Raw genomic sequence first — 25,594 nt, forward strand, 5'->3', positions numbered from 1 at the left:
ACACTTATATGCTACAGCATATAAAGGATAAATTTTATAAGCAATATGTGATTAAAAACTTACATTATATAATTTGTTAACTTCACATCAGTATGATGAACAAGATGTCCTGTTAACTCATATAAGTCCATATGCCACCTTCAAATAAATCGCAATTTATATGCTATAGCATATATAATATAGAATGCATTATTTTATGTCAAACTTTAATACTGTTAATAAGTTCTTTAGCTCGCCTAAAGTAATTTAAAAGTCATAATATAAACAGAAACATTTTATTGAATAGAAAATAAAAAAAGAGTGCAATTTTTGCACTCTTTTTACTCATTTCTATTAGAAATCAAAGTTATCAGGATCTGGACCAACGCGGTGATTTTGATTTAATGCATCGATTTTTTCCATATCTTCTTTCGTTAATTCAAAGTTAAATACATCTGCATTTGCAATAATGCGGTGCTCTTTCGTTGATTTTGGAATTGTGATCACTTCATTTTGAAGGTCCCAACGTAAAATCACTTGTGCTGTTGTTTTACCATGTTTCTCAGCAATTGCCTGTAATGTTTCATTATCTAATAATTGACCTTGCATAAGTGGTGACCATGCTTCCATTTGAATACCTTGTTCTTTACAGAAAGCTTGTAATTCTTTTTGTGTTAAACGAGGATGGTATTCTACTTGGTTGATCATCGGCTTAATTTCTGCATCTTTTATTACATCTTGCAGATGGTGAATTTGGAAATTACTTACGCCAATTGCACGTACACGCTTTTCTTTATAAAGTGTTTCTAACGCTCTCCATGTATCTTTATATTTCCCTTCTACAGGCCAGTGAACAAGATATAAATCTAAATAATCTAGCTTTAATTTTTTTAAGCTCTCTTCGTATGCAGCAATCGTTTCTTCATATCCTTGATCTGCGTTCCATACTTTTGAAGTAATAAATAATTCTTCTCTTGAAATACCAGTTGTTTCAATACCGGCACGAATCCCCTCACCTACAGCTGCTTCATTTCCGTAAATTGCAGCTGTATCAATGCTGCGGTATCCTGCTTTAATTGCTGATTTAATCGCTTCTACAAGTTCTGGTCCTTCTTCTACTTTAAATACACCTAAACCAAACCAAGGCATTTCCACACCATTACTTAATACTGTTTTACTTTGTAAGTTTTTCATTTTATTTTCTCTCCTTTTATTTTACTTGATCTCTTTTTTCTAATGTCATGCTCCATGCTGTTAAAATAACAGCACCTACTACCATAATGCCGCCTACCCAAGCTGTATGAATTAACCCTAACGAGTTCGTTACAATACCGCCTAAATAAGCACCAAGAGCAATCCCAGCATTAAACGCCGCAATATTAATTGCCGATGCAACATCGACAGCACTCGGTACAAATCGTTCAGCTAACATTACGACATATACTTGTAACCCTGGAACATTCATAAATGCGAATAGCCCCATTAAAATAATTGTGATTAACCCAGCTACCTTAAATGGTGCCGTAAATGTTAAAACAAATAGTATAATCGCTTGAATAAAGAACATGTAGAATAGCGCTCGAATTGGATTATGATTCGATAATTTTCCGCCAATCACATTCCCTATCGCAATGGCGATTCCATACACTAATAAAATGATAGTAACCGTATTTGCTTTAAATCCTGTTACCTCTTGTAATAACGGAGATAAATACGTAAATGTTACGAATGTTCCCCCATATCCTAATGCAGTAATAATGAAAACTAGTAACAGTCTTCCGTTCGTAATCAGTTTAAATTGATCGCGGAATGATACAGACGCACCTTTTTTCATATTAGATGGAATGAGAATACTATTTGCAATTAAGGCGATAATTCCAATTACTACAATTGCTAAAAATGATGTTCTCCAGCCAAATTGTTGACCAATAAATGTTCCAATTGGTGCACCTGTAATAGTTGCAACTGTTACACCAGTAAACATAATCGCAATCGCGCTAGCCCGTTTATTTTCTGGGACAAGTGCCGCAGCAATTGTTGAACCAATTGACATAAACACACCATGCGAAAGTGCAGAAATAATTCGCGCAATAAGTAATACAGTGAAGCTTGTTGCTACCGCTGCGATCCCGTTACCAATAATGAAAATAATCATAATCCACATTAATAACGTTTTTCGTGACATATTAGCTGTTAATGACGTTAATACTGGAGCCCCAAACGCTACGCCTAACGCATATAAAGAAACTGTTAAACCAGCCGTTGTAACCGACACATGTAAATCTTCCGAAATAGATGGTAATAAACCGACACTAACAAATTCAGTTGTCCCAATCCCGAACGCACTAATTGCTAACGCTAACAACGCAAATATACTTCTTCGATTCGTCTGAACTTCTGAAGACGATGCTGTATATGAATTCAATTGAGTTTCCCCTCTTCCCTATAATTCCTATCATAATAGTGCGATAAAAAGGCCCTTTTATCTTCTAAAAAACATATTTAATCTCTACAAACGCTATTATGAATGGTTTCATTCTTTTTTTAAAGAACGCACTTTAAAGTACTATAGGTACTTTTTAGTACCGTAAAGCTTGTCTCTCTCTTACATGTACTATTATGAAATATATTCAATACAATGAATAGTACGTACTTTAAAGTGCTGTAGGTACTAAAAAGTAACATAGTTAGTTACCAGTACCGTAAAGCTTGTTTCTCTCTTACATGTGCTATTATGAATGATAAGCACCCTAATAAAAAGTACGTACTTTAAAGTACTATAGGTACTAAAAAGTAACATTTATATAACCTAGCTTATTTTGCTCAAAAATTGAAATCTACATTCCACGAAAAAGACTTTCAAATGAAGAAATACACTTTCCCGTAGAGGCAACTTTAGAGAATATTACTTAAACATATAAAGGATCATGTTCATTACCACAGACAAATAATAAAAAGGCAAAAACGAACAGAAATGTGTTCATTTTTGCCTTTTTTATTTAATGATTAAAATGTACGACTTTTGGAAAGGAAATCTGCATTAGCTCCTGTTACACCACTTTGTCCCCAGTTCCCTGGAATCATTTCACGAATAAGAATTAGCACTTTATCCAAAGGTGCATGAGTATATTTAGATGTTACTTGTGTAAGTTCGTTTACCCACTTATCCTTTGTCTCTTGATCAAATGTATTCCATATATCAATCTTAATAATAGCCATTCCATTAACGTTACGACCTAGTGTATCGTAAGACTCTTTTGTCTCCCAATCGGACACCCTACTTTTCACAGCAAAGGTAGCATCACTTGCTACAGCCCCAGCTTTCCCCCAGTTTTCTTTCTCAAGTTCCGTTATCAACACTTGAATTTTATCAGGGACAATTTTTAATAGTTTTATTGTAAGTTCCGTTACACTATAAATAAATTCCTTCTTTTCTTCTGTTGACATGGTTGGCCAAGTATTTAGCTCGATTAATGGCATAGTATTGCCCCCTAAATTTAATTATCTATTGACTAGTTACAACTATTGGTTCAAATGATTTTTAACTGCTCTTACTACCAATTCGTGATCTTCTTCTGGTGGTAATCCTGAAACTGTTATCATTCCAATAACCCCTACGTTTTTTATTCTGATAGGAAAGCATCCACCAAACGCAGCATATTCCGAAGTATCTAAAAGATATTTTTCATTATATGAAATTCCAGTTATTTCACTTTGTATCTGCATATAATACGAGCTACGATCATGCAGGGAAACGACTCGTTTTTTACGCTCAATCCATTTCGTATTTTCCGCATTTGTCCCTGTCATCTTGAAATGAAATAATTGCACACCATTTTTCGTTATATCGACAGCAATCAATTTCCCCTCTCGCTTTGCTGTTTCAACGATAAATAAACCTAGTTGCAAGGCATCTTCATTTGTAAAAGAGGAAAATTGAAGCGTTTCCTCCTCTTTTACAATTTGTTTACTTATTTCATTCAAATTTGAAGTACTCATATCTTTAACCTCCATAATTGTTTTATGCCACACCGACATTTTTTCGAAATTATTAGGCCATATAGTACAACCTTTCAATCAATCTGATTCCAAATAAACTGCTGTAACATCGTTGGTAACTAGTAGTACCGTAAAGCTTATTTTCTTCTTACTGGTGCTATTATGAATGATATTCAAAGTTATAAAAAGTACGCACTTTAAAGTGCTATAGGTACTTTAAAGTACTATTCTACTTATCCCTATCTTACAGAGACTATTATGAAATATATTTAACATCTTAAAAATGTATGTACTAAAGAATAATATTTTTAATCACTAACTTTTTTGATCAATCGTTATAATCCAATTTCATCAAAATTTTTATCAATTATTACACTATCCAACAATAGGAGGAAACAAAGATGGATGAAAATATATCCAAAAGCTGAAAAGCAGTTGAGTCCCTTGAGGAAATAGTTATAATTCACTACTTATAGAAATAGGCATACAAAAACGCCATCCTTTCCTATAATTCTACAGAAAGAATAGCGTATTTTTCAAAAATGAGTTCTTTTATTGAGAAACTTTGATTCTATATCATACATAAAAGGGCAACCAGTGCTAAAACAGCTGGAAGTCCTTGTTTCACAATAATTGATTTATTAGATGTGAAACCTCCGAAAATAGCTGCTACCACCACACAAATCACGAAAAATAATTGGACCATATAACCAATTGGATTGAGTCCAAGTACAAGTCCCCAAATGAGACCAGCCGCTAAAAATCCATTATATAAACCTTGGTTTGCAAACATAATGGCTACGTTTCGATCTCCTTCTAAATGCTTCGGTAATTTGAAAGCACGTTTCGCTACTTTTGAATCAATAAAAAACATTTCAAGGATCATGATAAACAAATGTTCTAATGCTACGATCCCGACTAAAATAGCTGCGATTATTTCCACACTATTCTGCCCCCTACACTCTCTATTCTTTAATATTCTCTACATTTTTTTGCACCTGTAATAGAACATGAATAAGTATTTTGCGTTCTTCTCCACTGATATTTACGAACATTTCCTTCATAAAATGTTCCTTTTCTTTCTTGTCAAAATATTAATTGATATATCAATTATTGATACATCAATTAATATACATCTCTCTTTTTATTTTTGCAAGTTTTTTTGCTCAATTGGTTTTATTTTGTTCCAGCAACTTTAAACCAATTCAAAACATCAGTTCGCATTTCTAGAAATCATAATTACTTTAAGTTCATTCTGACAATCATATTTAACTAAATATATAAAAGAATTGAGTTATATCTCCATCAATTTATAAAAATTAATTTTTTCTAAAAACAGATACTTTACGTTTTTTATAGTAATAAAAATCATTTTTTTGTTTCAGAGGCAATCCATTTTGTTAGCCTGATGGGCATAAGATAGCACCCATATGGAGAACCAATTATCTTTCAAGAAGATGGCTAGAAATCTGGAATTGGTACAGGAGTTGCCTACTTCCCCGATTCAGATGGTACTAATTTAGAGCTAATTGCTCCAAAAGGGCCATTTAGACGTGACTAATTAAAATATATTAATACTGAAAAACCACCTTTATGAGAGGTGGTTTTTTGTTGCTAATAGTGAAGGTTAATATTGAGGTCTGATTGATACCTATTCCTTTTCCACATCTTTCATCATACCATCGAAAGAATAGTCTTATAGCTATTTCAAATATTTCGGCAGTACTATATTGCTAGCAAGCTAAAATTTCATGGTACTCCCCAAAAACTCTGCTGAATCATAACCCAAAGTTCATTTTATCATTTCAAGGTAATTCGAAATTCTTAAGTTGTTGGGCACGGGGTACAGCTGAAAAACAGTGTATATTCATTAACTTCAAACTAATTTTGATGTAACAAAATTGTATTTATACCTTTTTAACAAATTCAGATTTTAATTTCATAGCTCCAAAACCATCAATTTTACAATCAATATTATGATCTCCATCAACTAATCGGATACTCTTTACTTTTGTACCAATTTTTACAACTGATGAAGTTCCTTTTACTTTAAGATCTTTAATTACTGTTACAGAATCACCATCGTTTAAAATATTTCCATTTGCATCTTTAATTACCTTTGTATCTTCACTATTTTCAGCTTCTAATTCTAAAGTCCACTCATGAGCACATTCTGGACAAACAAAAAGATTCCCATCTTCGTAAGTGTATTCTGAATTACATTTTGGACAATTTGGTAAATTAGACATATTTTTATTTCCTCCACTCATTTTCGTGTATTCTATTAAATAAATATTATTTTTAATTTCCCTTTTCCGTTTAAATATACGGAAAATATTCTCTTCTTACTGTTTGATACTTATTTGTTGAATGTATAAAAAAACTACTTGTTCACACCTTGTAAAAAATCTTCTCCACATTCTCCAAAGCAAACTTTCTTCTTCTCTATTTTTTAATAAAATGATGAAAAAGTAGATGAAATCAAACAAACTTTGTATGTGAAGTGAAATTTTTAAAAATCTAATGCATTTACTTTATTCTTTATTGTATTGATTTCCTGAGATTGCTGAGAAAGCCCTGTACACTCATGAAAAGCAAAATGCTTACACCCTATACATTTTCTTGTATTCAGATGTCCTAAAGCACAATTAATTGCTTCCCCGGTATGATCAAAAAAGTTTTCTTTCCCAATCTCAGCGTACAATCCATTCTTATCTAGATTGGCTTTTAGCTCTGATTGAATTCCAGAAATAAGAAGTACGCCACCTTGTTTTTTGAAGTGCTGAACAATATTCCTAAAGTAAGACTCTCCTGTGGTATCAATAAAAGGAACTTTTCCCATACGTAAAATTAAAACTTTAGGTTTATAATGAATAGTCGCTAAAATATTTTGTTCAAATGTTTGAGCAGCCCCAAAGAATAATGGGCCTTCTATTGTATAAATACTAATTTGTGGACAATCATGAGCTTTATTTACCACATGCGATAACAATTTTTCATTCTTTTTTGTATGATCAGGAAGCACTTTAGATATAACAAGCATATTACTCATACGTTTTGTAAACAAAATAACAGCTAAAATAAGACCGATCTCCACAGCTGTTGTTAAACTAGTAAATACAGTAAGTAAAAATGTTACTAGTAATACAAGGGAATCTCCTGTCTTCATTTTGAGTATGTGATAAAAATGTTTTTGTTCGCTCATATTCCAAGCTACCACCATTAAAATGGGAGCCATACTAGCAAGAGGAATATGTGAAGCATATGGAGCTAACAGTAAAAGTGTCAATAACACAAATCCCCCATGAATAATACCCGACATCGGAGATACAGCCCCACTCTTAATATTAGTCGCTGTACGAGCAATTGCTCCAGTTGCTGGAATCCCGCCAAATAACGGGGTAACAATATTTGCAATCCCCTGACCGACAAGCTCTTTGTTACTGTTGTGTTTACTATTTGTCATACCATCTGCCACGACAGCGGATAAAAGCGACTCAATTCCACCGAGCATCGCAATAACAAATGCAGGACCAATTAACTGTTTTATACGTTCTAATGTGATTTCTGGTATATCAAACTGAGGAAGTGTATTTGGAATCGTGCCATATGCTGTACCAATAGTAGGTACATGACCTGAGAAAAATACAGTTGCAATTACAGTTGAAATAACAACACCTACTAATGAACCAGGCACTTTTGGTAAAATCTTTGGTGTTATGAGTATAACAAAAAAGCAAATCAAAGCAGTTATAACACTATAAAAATTGGTAGTACTGATATGAGTGAAGAGTTCCTTCAAATTCGCTAGAAATTCCTCATGCTTTTTTATACCTGTTAAACCTAAAAAACTAGCAATTTGTCCCGTAAAGATAATAACAGCAATACCTGAAGTAAAACCAATTGTTACAGGACGTGGAATAAACTTAATTAAAGAGCCTAGTTTGAAGATTCCCATAAGACATAAAATAATTCCAGCTAACAAACCCGCGAGTAGTAAATTTTCGTATCCATAGGTAATTACAACTCCTAAAAGAATCGGAACAAAAGCACCTGTAGGTCCTCCAATTTGATACTTCGAACCACCAAACAGTGAAATGAGTATTCCAGCAATACAGGTTGTATAAATCCCATACTCTGGCTTAACACCAGAGGCTATAGCAAAAGACATAGCAAGTGGAATCGCAACAACTCCAACAATCATTCCTGAAAGAAGATCCTTTTGAAAATGTGCTAATGAATATCCTTCAAACCTTCCTGTAAATAACTTTCTCATTACAAACCCTTCTTTTCTATTTTTAATAGATCTGGATTACAAATGTATTTCTCGGTCCCTTATACAGAAAATTGTCCTTTTCACAAAAATAAAAAACATCCTAATATTTACTATATGTTTTACTTAAATGACACTCCAATTCACCTATATCTCCACCTTGTTGTACATAGGATTTCAATCTTTCTGCTAAACGTTCTCCGGCTCGACTATCTAGCTTCTTCGTATCAATAAACGATCTAATCCTTACCTTATCTGGAGTAATATCTCTACGAAACATTTGTCCTGGAATTTCACTCCAAAAACGATTCCATTCATCCAGTAATCCTATTTGATCAAATAAAAAACCTTGAATTCCACATAACCAAGCTGTACAAGCAGTATTTCTTTTTCGACATCCAACTCCATCTTGTAAATGTTGGCATGAAAAACAACAAGAATTTCCACTTTTTATACAAACTTCACAAACGTAATGAGCTCCTAATGAGCGAAATGTTTCAATCCCATGTTGGATGATATCTTCTTTCTTAACCTCAATACTCAACCTATCCCTCCTTGGCCATCATTTCACTTTCTGCTTCATCTAGCTCTTCTAACATTGAAATCGTATCGATTAAATGGTTGTTGAAAATCTTCCGTGCAACCACCAATAAATCCACAATAATAGGGTCTCGTAAAGAATATAAAACTCTTTTTCCATCTTTCCTACCAACAACAATATTTTTTGAACGTAGTACACTTAATTGCTGAGAAACAGCTGAGCCTTCCTTATTTAAAATATCTTGAATTTCGTTTACGCTTTTTTCACCTTCTGACAATAATTCTAAAATACCTATTCGCAAAGGGTGTGCTAAGGCTTTAAAGAAATCTGCTTTAAATTGTTGCATTTCGTTTCCCATTGAAATCCCTCCGTTACTTTTCCTCAATTTCAAAAAGTATCATATACATCTTCAAATGTTTGAATATGTATATGATACTTTTAAAACCTCGAATTTTCAATACAAATTTTACAATATTAATTAAGCATCAAATAGAGAAATATACTATTCAAATTCAGGTTCAAAATTTATTATCCAAAATAAAAGCGCCTAACATATTAGGGATATATAATACGTTAGGCGCTTGATATTTAAAATTTTTCGATTTAGGTCTTGATAATATTGGATGAGTATATGACCAAAACGCTAGATGACTAATATGAATAAACTTATTTGTAAAATTAATTCCTTAGAATATTTTAAGAGCAAGTTTTGAAAAAAACTATTCAAAACTTGCTCCTTATTTTCTCAGATCCAACTATTTTGATACTAAAACCAACAGTAGTGAATTAGAATAATGACTTAATACTTGCTAAGACAGTAAGTACACCTACAATAATAACAAATACGTTGCTCATTTTCCCTTTGTATTTAGCTAGTACTGGCACTTTTTGAATCGCATACATCGGTAATAGACATAAGATAGCAGCAACTAAAGGACCGCTTAGAGAATCAATAAGTCCAAGAATACTTGGATTTGTATAAGCAACAAACCAGCATGATAATACAACAAAAGTAAGAATTATTGTCTTAATTGTTTTTTCTTCAATATCTTTTCCACGTGATTTACCAAACTTAATAATCATGTCACGCATTACTTCAAATGCTCCTATATAATGGCCAAGGAAAGACTTTGTAATAGCCACAAAAGCAATAATTGGAGCTGCAATAGTGATTACAGGCGAATTAAGCTCATTAGCAAGATATGAAAGAATTGATAAGTTTTGCTCTTTTGCCATTTTTATATCATCTGGAGTCAAGCTCAATGCGCTACTCCAAACGAAGAACATAACAACAGCGAATGTCATGATATAACAAACCTTTTGTATTTGCGCACATTTAGCATCAGTGGCTTCGATTCCATACGTAGCTCTCTGTTTCACAACAAATGATGAAATCATAGGTGAATGATTAAATGAGAATACGATGATTGGTAGAATCATCAATATCGTCCCAAAATAGCCTGTTCCTGTTGAAGCAGTTGAAACAGCTGAAAAACTAAGCATTGACGTATTCCACTGTGGAATTAAAGATATTGCGATAAACAGTAGAGAAACTATGAAAGGATACACTAACATACTCATTACCTTTACAGTAATATCTTGACCAAAATTCAGTATAGCGATAAGACCAAGAACTAATACAAGTGATAAAATAGCTCTTGGAGGTTCTGGCATGTGCAATTGATGCACAATAAAACTACTTGCAGTGTTTGTAAGCGCAACCGAATACATTAGTACGATTGTATAAATTGAACCGAAATATACGATGTTAAAAATGATACTCGCTTTATTTCCGAAATACTCTCTAATTGTACCTGTGATCCCCTCATCAGCAGAATTAGAAGCGTATATCATTTTAGCAAGTGCCCTATGTGAGTAGTACATAACTGGATATGCAAGCAATGTAATTAGTAGTAAAGATAATAAACCACCTGAACCTGCATTAATCGGTAAAAAGAGCACCCCTGCTCCAATTGCAGTTCCAAATAGACTGAGTGCCCATGTAGTATCCTGCTTATGCCACTTTTTCGGATCTGCATATTGCTCATTTTTTAGTGCGGTATTTTCAGCTTGAACTTCTATTTTCTTTGCAGTATTCCCGTTCATATAATAACTCCCCCTTGTATCTATTCCTGCATTTCTCTTTGCAACTAATAAATATTCCCTTTTTGGAAAATGAATTCCTTACAAGTTGCCCCACATTGTATGTCCTTCATCATAATGAATCCAAATTGAAACATTCGCTAATTAGCGTCCTAATATAATTGTTAGCGTTCACAAAAAAGTTTACTCGTAATATCCGCTCTTTATATAAAGAACCCTTAAGAGAACAATATGGAATAGACTTCATAAATACGTTGCAACATTTCTAATAACAGTGTATTACTTTAATGGTTTCTCTTTTTTACTTTTAACAGTAATTTTAGCTAAACCGGCCTCTCTTCATTTGCGAGGCATTTCTTTCTCAATTCTATACATTACTTTCATAACTTCGGTAGCACTGATGATATTGCTCACACAAGCCACTGAAGCACATTACATACGTTTCGCCTCTAATCACACACCTTTCTTACTAATAATCGCATTTTTTATATTTTCTCCAGAGATAATAAAATTTCTCTCGACGCCCTCATTATAACGTGTATATTTATAAAATTAATATTTTTATATTTTCAGAAATATTAAAGAGGAATAATTTTATATGGATAATATTTTACAGTTAGCATGTAGCCATTGTTTTTATCGCTTAAAGCTGAATTAGTTAGTAAAAAAATACAATAATACATTGTTTTTCTAGGTGACTTATTATAAAAATACTTATATCCCCTTTTATCAAAAAATTTTATTTTAAACATAAAAGATATTCTAATAAATAATTAATGTAGGTAAAAAGAAAAAAATCCCAAAATAAAAAAACCAAATTTTAGGATATATATTATTAATATTGAATTCATATACAATTTAAAAAGCTACACTGAGCAAAAAACAAAAAAGCTGCCCCATATGGACAGCTCATTTACATAATTATCGTTATCAGGAATACACAAACAAATCACTTCAATATCATCTTAATTGTAGTTTGTTCGGCTCTTCTTCAGGGATATCTCTATGTTTGTAATGAATCGTTTTTACATCATTTCCTTTTATGCGAAAAGTAATTGTGTCCCATAAGGCGGATTGTGTGCACCCTCAAAAGTTTAAATTTTAAAATCCCTCATTAACTAGCTCTTTTATCGAGTTTAATTTTGAAGAAAGCTCGATAAACCATTCTTCATCCCCTGTTAATAATGCAAGATCTATAAGATAAAGGATTTGTTCCTTATTTATTACCTTTGATTCAGGGAGTTTGTTAACGTGTTTACTAAAGAGTAAAATCGCTTCGTTTATTGTGTACTGGCCGTCACGTTTCACAATACTAACTGTAACTATATCCTCTACATCATCAAGTGATACAATATAACCAACTATTAATTCACCTTCATTTGATATTCCACGAACCCAATCTCCTACTTTTAAAACATGATTATTATTTGACATCATACCGTTTCACCTTCCTATAAATATTTTTTGTGACGATAAAAAAGATATAAAAACAAATTATACTGTAATATTTTTCATTACATTTAAGTGTTAAGAACTCACGGCTATATAATAATTAAGCCGCTTAACGCTCTTGATTGATAAGGTCAACAACTTCTTTCATTGTATAATTCTTTAAGTATTCACCTAGATGCTCTTCAGCACCTAAGAAAATAGCGAAAAGAACTTTTCGCATATTCGAACCTACAACACACTGATTGTTTGATTCTGGACACTTCGGCTGCAAAGCACCTTCAGAGGTTATCTGATAAATATGCCAAAGATTAATTTCATCTAAATCGCGAGCGAAAATAAAACCGCCACCAGTCCCCTCTTTCGATTGTATAAACTTATGTTTTTTTAACAAACTTAGTACTTTGCGAATGCGTACTGGATGAACACCTGCACTTTCTGAAATAGCATTACTTGTTGACATCCGGTCTGGCTGTAAAGCTAAATAAGTTAAACTGTGTATGGCCAAGGTAAAGTCGCTGTTCATGATTTTCCTCCTACGATTAAAAATATTGTTTCTCATATATTAACATACTGTAGCCATAAATATTACAGATTGATTAGAACGTTAAAACATGTGGAATGCTTCTTGCCATAAAAAATTAATTCCCTTATATTCTATCCCGTCCCACCTATATCTGATAACTTCATTTAGCTTTTTAAGTTAAAAAGAAAATTAAACACTCCACTGTTTCTTCACTTGTTCTTCTGCCAACTGTTCAATTTTTGTCCAAATCGTATCTTTACTCACAATAACATTTGTTTGATAATTTTTATCATTATAATTAACTGTAACACATACTTCAATCATCTTCTGCTTCCTCCTTTCAAGAAAATTTCTTATTTATATTTAATACCTGAAAAATTTTGAATTTAGTTATAATCTCTAGCATATAACTTCATTTTTTTAAATAATTAAGTTTAAAAACCCCACTGTTTCTTCACTTGTTCTTCTGCCAACTGTTCAATTTTTGTCCAAATCGTATCTTTGTTCACAATGACATTTGTTTGATAGTTTCTATCTTTATAATTAACTGTAACGCATACTTCTATCACCTTCAGTTTCCTCCTTTCAAAAAATTTCTCTTTCATACTATTACTTATTAATTAGCCAACTTTTGCAGTTCAATGTTTAAAAATGTTCGGACACTACGTGGTAAAAATTTGCGAATTTCTTCTTCGTTAAAACCAATTTGCAATCTTTTTTCGTCCAGCATAATCGGGCGACGCAACATTAGTGGATGCTCAATTATTAATGTATAAAATTCATTTAGCGAGAGCTCATCAATATTTATATTTAAGTCCTGAAAAGTTTTGGATCTAGTTGAAATAATTTCAGTAGCCCCCTCTTCAGTTAAACGAAGAATCGATTTAAGCTCATCAACTGTCATAGAATTTGATACGATGTTTTTTTCAATATAATCAATTTGATGCTCTTCAAGCCATGCTTTCGCTTTTCGGCATGAAGCACAGCTTGCTGTTGTATATAGAATTACCATATTTAACTCACTCCTTTAATGTTATTAAACGTACATTTTAAATATCGCTTATTGAAATGTATTAAAAAAAATTACAGTTTAGAATCAAATTCACATAATGTTAATTATTCAGCAATGTTTCATTTATCTCTATTATTCATGCTACATTTTACAGACGTTAACAACTCACTTTTAAAAATCTTACTGTAATTTTAAACTTTACAGTTCGATTAATCAACTGTTAAGTCTTGGATTAATTTTAATAATACAACAAATTATTCTCATGTAAAATTCCCCATAGCATGATGGCTCCTTCAAAGCACATTTCACGCATTTCTTGCTTACAAGTGCTATTATGGATTATATTCATCCTAATAAAAAGTACGTACTTTAAAGTGTTATAGGTACTAAAAAGTAACATATGCATTTTTAAGTGCCGTTCTGCTTATTTCTCTCTTACATCGGTTATTATGACCGATATTTAGCACAATAAATAGTACACACTTTAAAGTGTTATAGGTACTAAAAAGAAATAATTTTAGTATTGCAACGGATGTAGGCTCACAACTGTAATCTAAATTCATCAAAGGAGTTTTTTTATGAAGACATACAATATTCCTGTAGAAGCGACTTTAGAAGTTATTGGCGGAAAGTGGAAAGTTGTTATCCTTTGTCATTTAAAAAAAGGAACAAAAAGAACGAGTGAATTAAAACGTTTAATGCCTGGTATTACGCAAAAAATGTTAACGCAACAATTACGGGAACTAGAAGAAGATGGTGTAATCCAAAGGAAAGTATATGACCAAGTACCACCAAAAGTAGAGTATTCTTTAACGGATTACGGTTCGTCTTTAGGAGCTATACTCGATTCCCTCTGTTCCTGGGGAGAAGTTCATCTTGAAAAAACCGGGAACACATCCATGCTGATTACAGCAGATGAATAATAACTGTAGAAGACATAAAAATAGGTTGAGACAATACTTGCCTCAACCGGTTTTTATGTCTCTTTATAATTTTTTGCCGTAATGACTGTTTCAAACTCAAAGGTTTCCGGTAGATGATCTGCATAAGAATATTCAAAAGTTCGTCCATCCGTTAAGTAAGCTACTTGCTCAACTCGCATTAGGAAATCCTGATTTGTTAAGTTCATAAACTGCTTTTCCCTATCATCCGGGCGAATCCCTTTAACCCTGACAACAGATGTCCCTACTTCAAGACCAAGTGTATTTTGAATATGTGAGTATATCGATTCCTCTAAAACAGAAGCCTCAACACCTGGGATAATCGAAATCGGCATCCATGTATGCTCCATAATCGTTGGAATGCTGTGAATGATGCGGAGGCGAATGATTTTATAGACGAAATCACCAATTGAAACTCCCAATTTCTCAGCAACTACTTCATCAGCACCTACAATCGCAAACTCGATAATTTTACTTTCTACCTCACTACCGTAAACAGCTTTCGTACCTGTTAAAGTTTGAATCATTCGTGCCTTTTCCTGCTGATGCCAATCTTGTACCACTGTTCCACTTCCGCGCCGACGGATAATGTAGCCGTCTCTTACTAATAGATCCAGCGCTTTTTTAATCGTAAGTGCTGAAACATCGAATTCTTCAGCAAGGACGGAGCTACTCGGAATTTTTTCGTTGATTTTATATTCACCGTCTAAAATTTGCTGTTTAATCTTTTGATAAATGCCGAGGTATTTTACTTGTGTTGATCCGCTTGCCATTTCCATACCTCCTTTATACTGCAAACTCTCTTCTATTCATTCAAATATAAAGCCTCAAGTTTGTAAACTGAAGGTGATGGGGCAGCAAATCCGTTTTCCAAGATTTCAATATTCGTTACTGCTTCTTCATCTTTCACAAGTTTTGGTGCACCATTTACAATTGTGTCATACGCTGCATCATAGAAACGACCGTAATCACCAAGCGGTGTTTTAATTTGTTTTTCAATCCAGTCACCATTTGCATTACGATACTTAGCAACTCCATAGTACATCGGTGAATCTTCACCAAACCCTGCACTCTCAGGCATAATCCCCGCTTTCAAATCATTTTCTTGCTGATCTTCACCGTATTTAATAAATGATCCATTTGTTCCATGAACGATAAAGCGTGGATAATCTTTCGCTACGATATGGTTCGTTTTCAGCTTAATCTTCAACTGATTTCCATAATGTAGACCAACATCGAAATAGTTATCAACCGCACCTTCCACTTCATTATTACGAATATCGTATGTCACTGTATTTGGACGGCCGAATAGTGAAATCATGCGGTCCATCGTATGAATACCTAAACTGTAAAATGAACCTTCTTCTTTTGGAGCTTCATGAGTGATTGAACCAGGACGGAAATAATCAATATGTGATTCAATCTCAATAATATCACCAAGGAATCCTTGTTCAACTACTTGCTTTACAGCTAAAAAATCACCATCAAAACGACGGTTTTGATAAGGCATAACGACTACACCTTTCTCTCGTCCTAAAGCTAATAATTCTTTCGCATGTTCTACTGTATCGCAAAATGGTTTTTCAACGATAACTGATTTTCCGGCTAGTATAACTTTTTTTGCTAATTCATAATGCGTATGTGCTGGCGTACAGATCGTCACGACTTGAATTTCTTTGTCATTCAACAATTCGTCCAAATCAGTAGTGAAGTAAACACCTCTTTCCTCATATGGAGCCGCTAATTCTTCATTTATTTGACGTACAAAAATCGTTTTTACTTTTATATTATTACGTGTCTTTAGATAAGGTAGGTGATAACGGTTAGCTGATTTTCCAAATCCAATAAAGCCCATTGTTAATGTCATGTTCTTCAACTTCCTTGCTCATAAATTTTCGTTTCTACATTTATTATATATTTTTATCTTTAAAAGTATATAGTTTTTGTTTTAAAATTATATATCAAAAAGTCGAGATAGAAATCATTTTCTGATCCCCATCTCGACTTTACGTTATAGACTTATGTCCTATCATCATTTTATTTACACTCGATGACTAGAGAGATACTTAGTTACACGCTCTTATTCATACATATAAGAACGTGTCATCGGAATTGTATCATTAATCCCTTTTGTAAATACAAATTGATGTAAATCAATATTACCTGTAAAGAACGAAGCTGCACATGCATTTAAATATAAACGCCACATGCGGATAAATCGCTCATCTTTCGTTTTGCGAACTTCCTCTAGTACGTTTTCAAAATTTCGAGCCCAATGTTGTAATGTATTCCCGTAATGTCTACGTAAGCTTTCCACATCAACAATGAAAAATTGTTCGTTTGTCATGTTCGTGATTAATTCGTTAACAGCAGGAACATACCCACCAGGGAATATATATTTTTCAATCCAACCATTCGTAGCACCACCATTAGCCGGAGAAGTAATGCAATGCAGCAGAGAAATCCCGCCATCATTTAGTAGTTTGTTAACTGTTTCAAAGTATTGCTTAATGTTGTCTTTTCCTACATGTTCGATCATACCTACACTAACAATTTTATCAAATTTACGATTCTTAATATCGCGGTAATCAAGTAAAGATACTTCAACTAAATCTGTAAGTCCCTCTTGTTTAATTCGCTCGGAAGTCTTTGCAAATTGTTCCTCACTTAACGTTACTCCCATCGCTTTCACACCGTACTGCTTAGCGGCAGCTGTAATGAGCTCACCCCACCCGCAACCGATGTCTAATAGCGTATCACCTTTTTGAAGGTTCAACTTTTTCAAAATATGATTTACTTTATTATGTTGAGCTGTCGTTAAAGAATCTTGCTCATTTTGGAAATATGCACAAGAATATGTCATTGTTTCATCAAGCCATAATTTATAGAAATCGTTCCCAATATCATAATGATGAGCAATATCATCTTTATTTTTTTGTTTTGAGAAATTCCATTTACTTTTGAAATATTGCAACTTACTATCACCTAAAAAGCTATCCTGCCTTTTATAAATAGATTGAATTGCTTTTTCAAGGTTACCCTCTATTTCAAGGTCTCCATTCATATATGCTTCACCGAATGCAATAGAAGGATCCTTAGCAATTTCTTTTTTTGAGAGCGGCTTATGGAATGTTATATGAAATTGAGGTTCCCCTTCGCCATATTGTATTGTTTCTCCATTCCAAAGTGTAATTTGAACTGGATCTGAAAACAGATTTTTAAGTATTTTTTTATAAAAAAGTTCTTCAACCATAAAAACATCTCCTACTAAAAAATTGAACAAAAAACTATACTAGTTAATAAGTCTTTTTGAACATAGCTTAAAATCTTTATGACTTCTTGCTACGAGTGTCATTATAAAACGGTTATATTATGAAGCATAGTACGTACTTTAAAGTGATGTAGGCACTTTTAAGTACCCATGGCTGAAACAGGTCCTCAAAAATTTTACTTTTCATCATAACAACTTTCTAAAGTTTTAAAACGAAAAACACCACCTCTTCATTAGGTGGTGTTTTCAATATTACATATAGAGATTTCACTTAACTTCTGTGTTTTTTCTATCTATGCATCGTTCTCCCCATGCGGTTAATTGATTTAATACATTTTGTAAAGACCACCCATAATCGGTTAGGGAGTATTCTACTCGAGGGGGAATTTCTTTGTAAATTTCACGTGTAATCACACCATCTTCTTCCAGCTCACGTAGTTGCTGCGTTAACATTCTCACAGAAATTTCAGGAATTAGACGTTGCAACTCACTCGTTCTCTTCGTCCCTTTCGTTAAGTGACATAAAATGACGACCTTCCACTTTCCACCGATAATTTCTAAAGTTGCTTCTATAGGTATATTATATTGTTTCACGCGATCTCCTCTCCTTTTTTATAAATTCCTTATCTATTGTTACGTAAAAATAAATAATTTTCTATACGGCACATTTTAGTTCCTACAGCACAAAAAAGTACCTATATTACAAAAAAGTAATTATGCTGCTTAAAAATCTCCCTCTATACAAAAAGAAAAAACGAACGTATTCTCGTTCGTTTTTTCTTTCTTTATTCAGCTGCGGTTATAAGCATAGACGTGTTACCATTCTTTTCAAGATGATTTTCTCCCCAGTTACAAAGAGTATCGAGTATAGAATCTAAAGAATGACCGTAATCAGTTAAAGAGTATTCTACTTTTGGTGGCACTTGGTTATACACTTTTCTCTCGATTACACCATCTTCTTCTAATTCACGTAATTGTTGCGTTAACATCTTTTGTGTAATACCAAACATTAATTGTTTTAATTCGCACGTTCTCTTTTTGTCTTTCTTTAAATGACAAAGGATAACTACTTTCCACTTTCCACCGATAACCTCTAAAGTTGCCTCTACAGGAATATTGTATGTTTTCATATAAAAATCTCCTTTAATAATTTTATAAGACAAATAAGCTAAAATATTTAAATATTACTTTTAAGTATCTATAGCACCTTAAAGTACGTACTTTTTATTGTGTTAAACATGTTTCATAATAGCATACGTAAACAGCAGATGAGTAGTACGGCACCAAAAAGTACCTGTATTACTTTTTAGTATCTATATCACTTTAAAGTACGTACTTTTCATTATGTAAAATACATTTCATAATAGCATTTGTAAGAGTTGAGTGAGTCATGCAGTGTTAGAAATTACCTGTTAGTACCTGTACTTTAAAGTGAGTATTTTTATCATACATTTTGTCAGACGATGAAATGACATGTTTTCATTTTCACATCCATTCACAATGAATAAATAATTTTCAAATACATTTTAGGAGGATATCTATAATGAGTAAATTACTAAAAGAAAAAATCGGGTTTGGTACAGCACCACTAGGAAATATGTACCGTAATATCCCAGAGGAAGAAGCAATCACTACAGTGGATGCTGCTTGGGAGAATGGCGTTCGTTACTTTGATACAGCTCCACTTTATGGATCTGGATTAGCGGAAATCCGTCTTGGTGAAGCACTGTCAAAAAGAAATCGTGATGATTACTTTTTAAGCACCAAAGTAGGTCGAACGATTTCAGATGAACTAGAAGATCCATCTGCACGTGATTTAGGTGAAAAAGGCGGACTTTTCGAATTTGGTCGCAAAAATAAAATGATCAATGACTATAGCGCAGACGCAACACTTCGTTCTATCGAGCAAAGTTTGAAACGTTTAAAAACAGATCGTCTAGACTTTGTTTTCATTCATGATTTAGCACAAGACTTTTATGGTGATGAGTGGATTTCACAATTTGAAACAGCTCGAACAGGAGCATTCCGTGCGCTAACACGTTTACGTGAAGAAGGAGTTATTAAGGGCTGGGGGCTTGGAGTAAACAAAGTAGAATCAATTGAACTTATGCTTGATTTAGAAGAAGCGAAACCAAATATATCCTTACTAGCTGGTCGCTATTCATTATTAGACCACGAACGTGCATTGCAACGAGTAATGCCTGCAGCTGTAAAGCATAATATGGATATTGTTGTTGGTGGCCCATATAGCTCAGGTATTCTTGCTGGAGGCGCTCACTTCGAATATCAAAAAGCATCGCCAGAAATTATTGCAAAGGAAAGCTCTTGCAGATCGTCACGACATCAGCATCAAAGCTGCTGCATTACAATTTTCACTAGCAAATCCAGCAGTTGCTGCCGTTGTTCCTGGTGCAAGTAAACCGGAACGAATTGTAGAAGACCAAAACGCCTTAAATACAGTAATTCCAGCAGCATTCTGGGAAGAAATGCGCGAACAAAAACTAGTAGCACCTAATGCACCACTACCAATCAACGTAAAATAATAATATAACTTTAATCAGTGGGAGCATCCCCCACTGATTATTTACCCGTAAATACCGTGATGAAAAGGAGCGTAATGAATATGGCACATACTACTACATCTATGGAAATTTTTGCTTCACCTGAACAAGTATGGCAATTAATCGGAGGTTTCAACTCCCTTCCAGACTGGTTACCTTATATACCTAGCAGTAAATTAACGGAAGGCGGTCGTGTACGTCATCTAGCTAACCCAGATGGCGATACAATTATAGAACGATTAGAAGTATTCAATGATAAAGAGCGCTACTACACGTATTCAATCATGAATGCACCGTTCCCAGTCACTAATTATTTATCTACAATCCAGGTTAAAGAAGGTACTGAAAGTAACACATCGTTAGTAGAGTGGTCTGGTACATTCACTCCTGTTGAGGTTAGTGATGAAGAGGCAATTAATCTGTTTCAAGGTATTTACAGTGATGGATTGAAAGCATTGCAGCAAGCATTTCTAGATTAATTCATGTAATTGATTGAGACGAAAAAGTAAATTAACAGTCAAATATTCGATTTTGTGGTTAAGTTCATTATGAAAGATAAACAAATACAAATTTCATGCACTCTTGTTAATCACACGAAATAAAAAATACTACCTCCAAATGGAAGGTAGTATTTTTTATTAATCAGGAAAAACAATTAATCCCTCTTCTTTTTCCTCCTGTTTTAAATCTTCTTCTGGGAAGGTTACAGTTGAATTTTTATCCCCTGTTCTTTTTGTTTCTTCACCTGGAAATACGAAAGTTGAATTTTCTTTTCCTTCATTTTTTTCTACGTTATCTGGAAATACCATAGGATCATTGGTAGTCAAATCACTATTAAAACCAAGGTTAGACAAAATCGCTTTTAAATCTGGTAAAACCCCTATTTTATCAGATGATGGGTTATTAGTCTTTGTGCCTGTATTAGGATTACTTAAAATTGCTCTCAATTCTTTTGGTGTATATGCCTTACCTAAATGTTCTTTAGCAATCCCTTGAATCGATACAGCAGCCCCAGCAATTATAGGCGAAGCGCTAGAAGTACCACGGAAATTAGAAGTATAACGATTAATTATGTTCTGATCTGTAACTTTTTGTCCTTTACTATTTTGATTTTGATATGTATCTAATGTATCAACATACTCTCCCCAACCATATACATCAATTCTACTACCATAGTTAGAGAAAGCTAAACGTTTATGAGGAACTCTTGCAGTAGATGCTCCCACTATAATAGCTCCTGAATCTTTAAAGTCTTGACTATTTCGATTTAAAATCTGCTTACCATTACGGTCTTTAAATTCATCTAAATCAATCCCACCATTACCAGCTGCTTCTACAATAATAATGCCTTTATCTGTACCTTTGCGAATTGCATTAAATATACTCGGGTATACTTCTACTGGTAAAGGGTCATCTCCATATCCATCATATTTAAAGGATTCTTCTATTAATAAAACATCTCCAGCCTGTAAAGAATCTACGGCACTTAAAATAGCATCTCTTACATCAATTCTCCCATTATCTCGGATTACTGAAATTACTTTTACCTTTGCTTTTGGTGCAATCCCTATGTTCCCAATCCCATTGTCAGCTGCAGAAACAACACCTAGAACTGAAGTACCGTGAGAAAGATCATTACTCATTTTTCCAGACATAAATTCAATATTTTGACCGACTAAATCTTCATGATTTAATAACCAGCCTTCTTCTAAATCTACAAAAGTTGCTCCCTGACCATTTCCTCCTTTAATTCCCCAAGCATAAGGAGCATTAATTCCTAAAGGTGCCTCTTCAAGATATCCCTGTCTTGAAAATCTAGGTTCATCATAAGGATTGACTGATAATACAGGCAATCTCGAACCAGTTGTTGTGTTTATACTCTTATTAGAACGAACTTGTATTTTACTAGAATCGTCATTAGCAGCATATACTGTATTTGTTACAAATGTCGTACCTATCCCAGCAAAAGTTGTAATTGCAAGTGATGATATCAACATACCTTTAAAATTTTTCATTTTTCCACCTCTATTTTTCTATTAGAAATAACATATTTAATAATGTGTATGAACTAAAAACATTTTATCTTATTATAAAAATAAATAGATTTTATAACTTTTTGATTTACATAAAAACTCCCTTCATTCTTGTAATTCAATATGTACATCTCAAAACAACAAACTTACTGTAACTATTATAGTTACACCTTTATTAATTTTCAACTACGAAATATAAATTTTTAAAAATAAATTTATATTACTTTAAAACAGCACTAACCTTTTACCCACATAAAGTGAAACTTTAATCAGTGGGGTTTTGTTCATCCCCCACTGATTATTAGCCCTCACCAATCGGGCATTTACGGGCAGTTAATGCGGGATAAAAATGCCAAATATCTATCCAAATTACAGCAATCAATAAGTTTATGGACTACGAAAGAAATACGAAAAAGCAAAGCACTAAGTGCTTTGCTCCTTATAAAATCCCTTTTAACTTTTCACCAATTAACTTCGCTACATACTCATAACCTTCTGGCCCAAAGTGTAATCCATCTTTTTCATCATTTTCTACAAATCTTTTATAATCCCGTTCTTGAATCATTTCAGCGAATACGTTTAGAAAATAACTTCCTGTTTCCCTCGCCACTTTCTCCACCACGTCTGCATACTGACTAAGCACTCTATTTGTTCTATTACGCTGTCTTTCTTCATCAACTGGTGCAGGACTAATCAGTAGTACTTTATCTGATGAAACTTGGTTCACAATCTTCTCTAAGTTTTCTTTATATGCTTGTAATGACACTTGAGAAAAAGAAACTGCATCATTCGTACCAAGAAAAACTGTTACGAAATCTGGTTTATATGATATTACATCTTCTTCAATCCTATTTAACGCATCGAATGTATTATCACCTGGAACACCTGCATTCACTACTTTCCAGTTCGGAAACATCTCTTGCAAACGTGGTGTTAATCTCGGCATTCCATCAAAAAATGTTTCATCAGCTGTAATACTATCTCCAAAACATACTAACGTTTTCATTAAGCTACTCTCCTTTTACGTATGAAACAACTTTCCTTCTATTGCTTTTATATATCTGTCAGCAGAACGTTCAACTGCCTCATTTGCATTTTCTTTTACTACTCGATGAAAAGCGTTGTATAAACGATTAAACTGTAACGGCTTCACTCGATTCACCATTTCTTCCACTTTTCTCGCTGGTAGTGGAATTAAGTTTGGATAGCTGTACATGAAGCTTACCCACCGCTCATCTGCTACAACTTGAATAATATCACCTGTTAACAAAATTCCTTTTCCGTCATTACCTTCTTCCCAATGTAAGACAGATCCACCTTTAAAATGTCCCCCTAAACGATGAATGACTAATCCATCAGCTAATTGTAAAGACTCACCAGACCAATAAATAATACGACTACTCGGACGCATCACCCACTCTTTATCATCTTCATGTATATAAATTGGTACATCAAATGTCTCTGCCCATTCTACTTGCGTTGAATAATAATGAGGATGAGACAATGCAATCGCATCTAATCCGCCAAGCTCTTTTATTTTCGTAATTGTCGTTTCATCTAAATACGTAATACAGTCCCACAGTAAACGATATGACTCTGTTTTCACTACAAATGCCGTTTGACCGATCGCAAATCCTGGTTTTGTCGTAATACTATAAAGTCCATTTTCCTCTTTAATTATTTCATTTTTATATGTATCATCTGTTTGCAAATTTTCTAAAGTCGTCCAAGACTGCCCTTTCGGATTCACATACTGCCTTTCTTCATCACAAATATGACAACTCACTGGTTCTTCTACACTCGCTGCATACTGCACGCCACACGTTGTACAAACGTAATTTTTCATCATAATTCCCCCTATCCCTAAATTTTTATTAAGCTGCTTTTTTATGTTCAATTAATAAACTTATAAAAGTAAGTAAATAGACAAATGTAACCGATAATGGAATTACAGTAAATCCTTTTTCGCTTCTACAACATTCATCTCACCATCTCCCCTAAAAATATTTGTACTATAAAGTCACCTCAACCTCACCCATCCAATAACGCCAAGCTGCTAAATAATCTTCTAAATCTTTCGGGTGGTGCCGTAAACATGTATCTATACGCAAATATAATCCTATGACTATCTCTTCATATAAATCACGGTCATTTTTATGAAATACACATTGTTTCATCGCATAACCAATCGTTTCTTTTGTTAAATCTTCCGGAGTTGAACAGAACGCATAAATTAAATCATATATAGGATCTCCTAACACTGGTAAAGGATCAATTACACCGTGCAGTTTATTCTCTTGAAATATAAAATTATGAAATCCAAGATCACCATGCAATAAAAATGGCTGATTTATTCCAGTCCCCCTACTTGGACTATTTGCTAACTTAAAAACCGTTCTATACGCTTCCTCACTTATGTAACGTCTTACATTTTCATGAGCTTCCATCACATTTGTCGTTAAAAATTCATTCCAAGATTGAACTAGGTTTTCTTTCCATCCCCAGCCATCAATCTCTGTAGCTACTTCATACTTATTGATAACTTCCTTTACAAGTTTACAAAGAACGCTCCGTTTATGGCCTAGTTTGCAAAAAGTTGTGCCCTCAAGGAATGAGTAAACAATATAGCGATTTAAAGGTTCCTTATAAAAAAGCTTTGGAAATAATTCATCCTTTTTATAAAACTGAAGAAAATAAGCTTCTTCACGTATGACATCCGATTCATTCAACTTTACAACGTATTGTTCATCTAACAAATATATAGTACTTGTCGTACCCCCGTTTAATGCTTTTACACTATTTGGATAATGTGAAATCACTTTCTCCTTAACTAGTTGTGCAGTGATTATTGAAATATCCATTCTCTCACCCTTTAACTCCGAATATTCCCTTAATTCAAAAGACAA

At 33.5% G+C, this 25,594-nt stretch carries 26 protein-coding genes and 4 pseudogenes; 4 read left to right on the forward strand and 26 right to left on the reverse strand.

The window, feature by feature from the left end:
- Nucleotides 1-333 precede the first annotated feature (333 nt).
- The 5 genes from MR112_RS19175 to MR112_RS19195 all read right to left on the reverse strand — a co-directional run bounded on the left by MR112_RS19175 (nt 334) and on the right by MR112_RS19195 (nt 4,921).
- Nucleotides 334-1,173, reverse strand: coding sequence for an aldo/keto reductase (locus MR112_RS19175; protein WP_000793565.1), 840 nt, complete (start codon nt 1,171-1,173; stop codon nt 334-336).
- Between the two features lie 16 nt (nt 1,174-1,189).
- Entirely contained in the window at nt 1,190-2,404 is a 1,215-nt protein-coding gene (locus MR112_RS19180; protein ID WP_001089891.1) for an MFS transporter, read from the reverse strand.
- A 581-nt stretch (nt 2,405-2,985) separates the two neighbouring features.
- Complete coding sequence (locus MR112_RS19185; protein ID WP_001128306.1) at nt 2,986-3,459, reverse strand: tautomerase family protein; 474 nt, start codon at nt 3,457-3,459, stop codon at nt 2,986-2,988.
- Between the two features lie 42 nt (nt 3,460-3,501).
- Complete coding sequence (locus MR112_RS19190) at nt 3,502-4,017, reverse strand: heme-degrading domain-containing protein (protein WP_139362489.1); 516 nt, start codon at nt 4,015-4,017, stop codon at nt 3,502-3,504.
- A 532-nt stretch (nt 4,018-4,549) separates the two neighbouring features.
- Nucleotides 4,550-4,921: a DUF1304 domain-containing protein gene (locus tag MR112_RS19195; protein ID WP_000402473.1), complete on the reverse strand. Its 372-nt coding sequence runs from the start codon at nt 4,919-4,921 to the stop codon at nt 4,550-4,552.
- Between the two features lie 483 nt (nt 4,922-5,404).
- On the opposite strand from MR112_RS19195, the pseudogene MR112_RS19200 reads away from it, so the two are divergent.
- Nucleotides 5,405-5,539, forward strand: a pseudogene (locus MR112_RS19200) (VOC family protein); the annotation flags it as partial.
- 346 nt (nt 5,540-5,885) lie between these two features.
- Here MR112_RS19200 and MR112_RS19205 read toward each other — a convergent pair.
- The 11 genes and pseudogenes from MR112_RS19205 to spxA all read right to left on the reverse strand — a co-directional run bounded on the left by MR112_RS19205 (nt 5,886) and on the right by spxA (nt 13,882).
- Nucleotides 5,886-6,227: a zinc ribbon domain-containing protein YjdM gene (locus MR112_RS19205; RefSeq protein ID WP_000067659.1), complete on the reverse strand. Its 342-nt coding sequence runs from the start codon at nt 6,225-6,227 to the stop codon at nt 5,886-5,888.
- 263 nt (nt 6,228-6,490) lie between these two features.
- Nucleotides 6,491-8,254, reverse strand: a complete 1,764-nt coding sequence (locus MR112_RS19210; RefSeq protein ID WP_001228486.1) for a SulP family inorganic anion transporter — start codon at nt 8,252-8,254, stop codon at nt 6,491-6,493.
- Between the two features lie 100 nt (nt 8,255-8,354).
- Nucleotides 8,355-8,795, reverse strand: a complete 441-nt coding sequence (locus MR112_RS19215) for a hypothetical protein (protein WP_000021461.1) — start codon at nt 8,793-8,795, stop codon at nt 8,355-8,357.
- Between the two features lies 1 nt (nt 8,796).
- Nucleotides 8,797-9,150 carry an ArsR/SmtB family transcription factor gene (locus tag MR112_RS19220; RefSeq protein ID WP_000526187.1) on the reverse strand — a complete coding sequence of 118 codons (354 nt, stop codon included), beginning with the start codon at nt 9,148-9,150 and terminating at the stop codon, nt 8,797-8,799.
- Nucleotides 9,151-9,578: 428 nt separating this feature from the next.
- Nucleotides 9,579-10,898, reverse strand: a complete 1,320-nt coding sequence (locus MR112_RS19225) for an aromatic amino acid transport family protein (protein WP_001014168.1) — start codon at nt 10,896-10,898, stop codon at nt 9,579-9,581.
- Nucleotides 10,899-11,855: 957 nt separating this feature from the next.
- Nucleotides 11,856-11,989 (reverse strand): annotated as a pseudogene (locus MR112_RS29065) (DUF3888 domain-containing protein); the annotation flags it as partial.
- A 7-nt stretch (nt 11,990-11,996) separates the two neighbouring features.
- Complete coding sequence (locus tag MR112_RS19235; RefSeq protein WP_000987462.1) at nt 11,997-12,332, reverse strand: IDEAL domain-containing protein; 336 nt, start codon at nt 12,330-12,332, stop codon at nt 11,997-11,999.
- A 124-nt stretch (nt 12,333-12,456) separates the two neighbouring features.
- Complete coding sequence (gene saiR / locus MR112_RS19240) at nt 12,457-12,870, reverse strand: Rrf2-family transcriptional regulator SaiR (RefSeq protein WP_001083465.1); 414 nt, start codon at nt 12,868-12,870, stop codon at nt 12,457-12,459.
- A gap of 189 nt (nt 12,871-13,059) precedes the next feature.
- Nucleotides 13,060-13,194: a BA3454 family stress response protein gene (locus MR112_RS19245; protein ID WP_078187588.1), complete on the reverse strand. Its 135-nt coding sequence runs from the start codon at nt 13,192-13,194 to the stop codon at nt 13,060-13,062.
- 110 nt (nt 13,195-13,304) lie between these two features.
- Nucleotides 13,305-13,439, reverse strand: coding sequence for a BA3454 family stress response protein (locus tag MR112_RS19250; protein WP_000573515.1), 135 nt, complete (start codon nt 13,437-13,439; stop codon nt 13,305-13,307).
- A 47-nt stretch (nt 13,440-13,486) separates the two neighbouring features.
- Nucleotides 13,487-13,882 (reverse strand): transcriptional regulator SpxA, encoded by a 396-nt coding sequence (gene spxA / locus MR112_RS19255; RefSeq protein ID WP_000236189.1) that lies wholly within the window; start codon nt 13,880-13,882, stop codon nt 13,487-13,489.
- 578 nt (nt 13,883-14,460) lie between these two features.
- Between spxA and MR112_RS19260 the strand changes: the two genes are divergently transcribed.
- A complete protein-coding gene (locus MR112_RS19260; RefSeq protein ID WP_000860831.1) occupies nt 14,461-14,805 on the forward strand; it encodes a winged helix-turn-helix transcriptional regulator in 345 nt (114 codons plus the stop codon).
- Nucleotides 14,806-14,858: 53 nt separating this feature from the next.
- Here MR112_RS19260 and MR112_RS19265 read toward each other — a convergent pair whose 3' ends face one another.
- From MR112_RS19265 to MR112_RS19285, 5 genes are all read right to left on the reverse strand, one after another.
- A complete protein-coding gene (locus MR112_RS19265; RefSeq protein ID WP_074554943.1) occupies nt 14,859-15,596 on the reverse strand; it encodes a GntR family transcriptional regulator in 738 nt (245 codons plus the stop codon).
- A 32-nt stretch (nt 15,597-15,628) separates the two neighbouring features.
- Nucleotides 15,629-16,690, reverse strand: coding sequence for an oxidoreductase (locus MR112_RS19270; protein ID WP_089171491.1), 1,062 nt, complete (start codon nt 16,688-16,690; stop codon nt 15,629-15,631).
- Between the two features lie 213 nt (nt 16,691-16,903).
- Nucleotides 16,904-18,076, reverse strand: a complete 1,173-nt coding sequence (locus tag MR112_RS19275; protein ID WP_000229034.1) for a cyclopropane-fatty-acyl-phospholipid synthase — start codon at nt 18,074-18,076, stop codon at nt 16,904-16,906.
- Nucleotides 18,077-18,361: 285 nt separating this feature from the next.
- On the reverse strand, nt 18,362-18,688 hold the full coding sequence (locus tag MR112_RS19280; RefSeq protein WP_000816339.1) for a winged helix-turn-helix transcriptional regulator: 327 nt from the start codon (nt 18,686-18,688) through the stop codon (nt 18,362-18,364).
- A gap of 191 nt (nt 18,689-18,879) precedes the next feature.
- Nucleotides 18,880-19,224 (reverse strand): winged helix-turn-helix transcriptional regulator, encoded by a 345-nt coding sequence (locus MR112_RS19285; RefSeq protein WP_000860816.1) that lies wholly within the window; start codon nt 19,222-19,224, stop codon nt 18,880-18,882.
- Nucleotides 19,225-19,703: 479 nt separating this feature from the next.
- Here MR112_RS19285 and MR112_RS19290 point away from each other — a divergent pair.
- Nucleotides 19,704-20,637 (forward strand): annotated as a pseudogene (locus MR112_RS19290) (aldo/keto reductase).
- A gap of 80 nt (nt 20,638-20,717) precedes the next feature.
- Nucleotides 20,718-21,134, forward strand: coding sequence for an SRPBCC family protein (locus MR112_RS19295; protein WP_000951512.1), 417 nt, complete (start codon nt 20,718-20,720; stop codon nt 21,132-21,134).
- 159 nt (nt 21,135-21,293) lie between these two features.
- Here MR112_RS19295 and MR112_RS19300 read toward each other — a convergent pair whose 3' ends face one another.
- The 5 genes and pseudogenes from MR112_RS19300 to MR112_RS19315 form a co-directional block, all read right to left on the reverse strand.
- Entirely contained in the window at nt 21,294-22,670 is a 1,377-nt protein-coding gene (locus tag MR112_RS19300) for a S8 family peptidase (protein ID WP_000787684.1), read from the reverse strand.
- A 457-nt stretch (nt 22,671-23,127) separates the two neighbouring features.
- The gene (locus MR112_RS19305; protein ID WP_000855207.1) at nt 23,128-23,694 is read right to left on the reverse strand and encodes an SGNH/GDSL hydrolase family protein; all 567 of its coding nucleotides are present in this window, start codon (nt 23,692-23,694) and stop codon (nt 23,128-23,130) included.
- A 15-nt stretch (nt 23,695-23,709) separates the two neighbouring features.
- Nucleotides 23,710-24,537 carry an MBL fold metallo-hydrolase gene (locus MR112_RS19310; RefSeq protein WP_078186961.1) on the reverse strand — a complete coding sequence of 276 codons (828 nt, stop codon included), beginning with the start codon at nt 24,535-24,537 and terminating at the stop codon, nt 23,710-23,712.
- A gap of 25 nt (nt 24,538-24,562) precedes the next feature.
- A pseudogene (locus MR112_RS29070) lies at nt 24,563-24,658 on the reverse strand (DUF7010 family protein); the annotation flags it as partial.
- Nucleotides 24,659-24,700: 42 nt separating this feature from the next.
- Nucleotides 24,701-25,549: an aminoglycoside phosphotransferase family protein gene (locus MR112_RS19315; protein ID WP_002026086.1), complete on the reverse strand. Its 849-nt coding sequence runs from the start codon at nt 25,547-25,549 to the stop codon at nt 24,701-24,703.
- Nucleotides 25,550-25,594: the final 45 nt, after the last annotated feature.

The organism is Bacillus cereus group sp. BfR-BA-01330 (genome assembly GCF_022663885.1).
Taxonomy (GTDB): domain Bacteria; phylum Bacillota; class Bacilli; order Bacillales; family Bacillaceae_G; genus Bacillus_A; species Bacillus_A cereus.

Bases quoted from the DNA above. Each gene is read 5' to 3' on its own strand.
- MR112_RS19190 (WP_139362489.1), bottom strand. From the start codon at position 4,017: ATGTCGGTGTGGCATAAAACAATTATGGAGGTTAAAGATATGAGTACT.
- saiR (WP_001083465.1), bottom strand. From the start codon at position 12,870: ATGAACAGCGACTTTACCTTGGCCATACACAGTTTAACTTATTTAGCT.
- MR112_RS19275 (WP_000229034.1), bottom strand. From the start codon at position 18,076: ATGGTTGAAGAACTTTTTTATAAAAAAATACTTAAAAATCTGTTTTCA.
- MR112_RS19305 (WP_000855207.1), bottom strand. From the start codon at position 23,694: ATGAAAACGTTAGTATGTTTTGGAGATAGTATTACAGCTGATGAAACA.
- MR112_RS19260 (WP_000860831.1), top strand. From the start codon at position 14,461: ATGAAGACATACAATATTCCTGTAGAAGCGACTTTAGAAGTTATTGGC.
- MR112_RS19205 (WP_000067659.1), bottom strand. From the start codon at position 6,227: ATGTCTAATTTACCAAATTGTCCAAAATGTAATTCAGAATACACTTAC.
- MR112_RS19315 (WP_002026086.1), bottom strand. From the start codon at position 25,549: ATGGATATTTCAATAATCACTGCACAACTAGTTAAGGAGAAAGTGATT.
- MR112_RS19310 (WP_078186961.1), bottom strand. From the start codon at position 24,537: ATGATGAAAAATTACGTTTGTACAACGTGTGGCGTGCAGTATGCAGCG.
- MR112_RS19270 (WP_089171491.1), bottom strand. From the start codon at position 16,690: ATGACATTAACAATGGGCTTTATTGGATTTGGAAAATCAGCTAACCGT.
- spxA (WP_000236189.1), bottom strand. From the start codon at position 13,882: ATGGTAATTCTATATACAACAGCAAGCTGTGCTTCATGCCGAAAAGCG.
- MR112_RS19285 (WP_000860816.1), bottom strand. From the start codon at position 19,224: ATGAAAACATACAATATTCCTGTAGAGGCAACTTTAGAGGTTATCGGT.
- MR112_RS19245 (WP_078187588.1), bottom strand. From the start codon at position 13,194: ATGATTGAAGTATGTGTTACAGTTAATTATAATGATAAAAATTATCAA.
- MR112_RS19295 (WP_000951512.1), top strand. From the start codon at position 20,718: ATGGCACATACTACTACATCTATGGAAATTTTTGCTTCACCTGAACAA.
- MR112_RS19175 (WP_000793565.1), bottom strand. From the start codon at position 1,173: ATGAAAAACTTACAAAGTAAAACAGTATTAAGTAATGGTGTGGAAATG.
- MR112_RS19220 (WP_000526187.1), bottom strand. From the start codon at position 9,150: ATGGGAAACGAAATGCAACAATTTAAAGCAGATTTCTTTAAAGCCTTA.
- MR112_RS19225 (WP_001014168.1), bottom strand. From the start codon at position 10,898: ATGAACGGGAATACTGCAAAGAAAATAGAAGTTCAAGCTGAAAATACC.
- MR112_RS19210 (WP_001228486.1), bottom strand. From the start codon at position 8,254: ATGAGAAAGTTATTTACAGGAAGGTTTGAAGGATATTCATTAGCACAT.
- MR112_RS19185 (WP_001128306.1), bottom strand. From the start codon at position 3,459: ATGCCATTAATCGAGCTAAATACTTGGCCAACCATGTCAACAGAAGAA.
- MR112_RS19265 (WP_074554943.1), bottom strand. From the start codon at position 15,596: ATGGCAAGCGGATCAACACAAGTAAAATACCTCGGCATTTATCAAAAG.
- MR112_RS19235 (WP_000987462.1), bottom strand. From the start codon at position 12,332: ATGATGTCAAATAATAATCATGTTTTAAAAGTAGGAGATTGGGTTCGT.
- MR112_RS19300 (WP_000787684.1), bottom strand. From the start codon at position 22,670: ATGAAAAATTTTAAAGGTATGTTGATATCATCACTTGCAATTACAACT.